The 2,212-nt window shown below is 71.2% G+C and carries 2 protein-coding genes and 1 pseudogene; all 3 read left to right on the plus strand.

Annotated elements, in window-relative coordinates:
• Positions 1-319: pseudogene (locus tag AB8Z75_RS33695) on the plus strand (hypothetical protein); the annotation flags it as partial.
• 146 nt (positions 320-465) lie between these two features.
• On the plus strand, positions 466-1,413 hold the full coding sequence (locus AB8Z75_RS33700; RefSeq protein ID WP_369208756.1) for an NADP-dependent oxidoreductase: 948 nt from the start codon (positions 466-468) through the stop codon (positions 1,411-1,413).
• Between the two features lie 304 nt (positions 1,414-1,717).
• Positions 1,718-1,882: a hypothetical protein gene (locus AB8Z75_RS33705; protein ID WP_181856477.1), complete on the plus strand. Its 165-nt coding sequence runs from the start codon at positions 1,718-1,720 to the stop codon at positions 1,880-1,882.
• Positions 1,883-2,212 lie beyond the last annotated feature (330 nt).

The following is a 2,212-nucleotide window of genomic DNA, read 5'->3' on the forward strand; positions in this document are numbered from 1 at the left end:
CCCCGGCCCCGGCCCCGAGGACGACGCCGTCGCACACCGCCCGGCACGCGACTTCGCTGTCGAACTGCCCTTCGCCTCGCTGCTGTCCGGGGACCAGGTATGGGACCTGTGGCTGCGCCCCTCCGCGGACGAGGAGCCGGTTCGTCTCGCACGGATACTCGACGACATCCCGGACAAGAAGCGCATCTTCCGCTACCCCGCGCAGCGCGTGACCGACAGTAACGGTGCGGTGCACTCGGCGAAGCCGTACTACACGGTCAACAACAACCTCTCGGTACAGGTGAGCGCCGAGGGCGGCCCGAAGGAGGAGCCCGGGTGAGCGCCCCGCACCGCCGGTGAGCGGACAGGCGGAGCGGTCGGCGCCGCGAGGTGCCGCCCGTGCGGACGGACTGCGAGGCGGGGCCGCCTGTCGTACGTTGAGAGGGCGACCGCTGGTCCCAGGGGGGAGCAGGGAGGCGCGGGCGGATGCGTGCTGTCGGTGTGCGGGAGCGGAACGGGCGGCCGGAGGTTCTGCAGGCGCGGCGGCCGGAGCCGGGCGAGGGCGAGGTGCTGGTGCGGATCGCGGCAGCCGGCCTCAACCCACTGGACTGGAAGATCGCCGAGGGCATGCTCGAGGACGTGGTGCCGTACGACTTCCCGCTGGTGATGGGGGTGGACTTCGCGGGAGTCGTCGAGGGAAGCGGTCCTCAGGCGCACCGGTTCGTGACGGGCGAGCAGGTGTACGGGCACGTGGTGAGCGAGCCCGTGGGGCGGGGCACGTACGCCGAGTACGTCGTCGTGAACGAGACGGGCAGCGTGGCGCCGGCTCCGCTGACGCTGCCCCTGACCGCTGCCGCGGGGGCGCCCACGGCGGGGATGGCGGCACTGGGAATCATGGGTTCGGCCGCGCTGCGTTCGTACCAGTCCCTGCTGATCATCGGCGCGGCGGGCGGCGTCGGTACGTTCCTCACCCAGCTCGCCGCGGCCGACGGCTTGCGCGTGGTGGCTGCCACGCACGGGCACGACCAGGCCCGTATGGCGTCCTTCGGCGCGGCGCTGACCGTCGACGTCAGGGAGCGTCCGCTGGAGGAGGCGGTGCGGGAGGAGTACCCGGCGGGTGTGGACGCGCTGGTGGACCTCACGTCCCTTGCCCGGGAGGACTTCGCGGCGCACGCGGGGCTGGTACGGGACGGGGGCGTGGCGGTCTCCACCGTGGACGCGGCGTCGCTCGACGCGCTGTACGGGCGCGGCATCGAGGGCATCAATTTTCACATCGACCCCTCCGCGGAGCTGCTGGAGCGGCTCGGCAGGGAGATCGACAGCGGCCGGGTGGCCGTACCGATCGAGGCGGAGGTCCCGCTGGACGAGGCCCCTGGCGCGCTCGCCCGCAACCGGGCCGGCGGCGCCCGCGGCAAAACGGTCCTGCTGCCCTAGCCCGAACGAAGACCGGACTCGTCCGCACTTCAGGCTCGTACCGCACGAATCGGCCCGCGCCGCGCGAACCAGCCCGCGCCGCCCTGCCGACGCGGACCACGTCGTCTGCTCGCACCGCACCGCACCGTCGGCTCGGACGCCTCTCCCTCCGCGTCCTTCCCGCTACACTCACCGCCGCACAGCCATACGGCGCACAGGGGTACGCAGAACAGACGTACTGGCGCACAGGAGTGCAAACGTACAGGCGCACAGGGGCGCAGGGGCACAGGGTGTCGATGAGAGCACCCGGGGGAGGGACAGCGCGATGGCGCAGGCGAAGAAGCTCGTGGGCTACCTTCTGGTCGTCTTCGTGCTGTACACGATCATCACGTCCCCCGAACGCGCCGCCGATCTGGTCCAGATAGGTTTCGAGGGGATCTCCAGTGCCGCCCAGGGTGTCGGCCGTTTCATGACCTCGCTCGTGAACTGAGAGCCCCTCCAGCCCCCTCTTTTCCCGTACCGGCCGGTATCTTCGGCACGCGACCGGCCAGCAACACGGAGTGATCCGGTGCTTGCGCACGGTGCGCCTGTCTTGTGATGCTATGACCGCTTTTTGCCGGACGAATCGCGACCGAGACTCCGCGATCGATCACGACGGATCTGCACCGATCTGCACCGTAAAGGGGTGGTGGCTGAGTGGACGGGACCCGGACGCCCACCCAGACTCCCTCCGGCGATGCCGAAACGGTGTCCGACGCACCCCCGGTGACCTCCCCGGGCGGAGCACCCGCCACGGAGGCGACGCCCTCGTCCCCCACGC

The organism is Streptomyces sp. PU-14G (assembly GCF_041028275.1).
Lineage (GTDB): Bacteria > Actinomycetota > Actinomycetes > Streptomycetales > Streptomycetaceae > Streptomyces.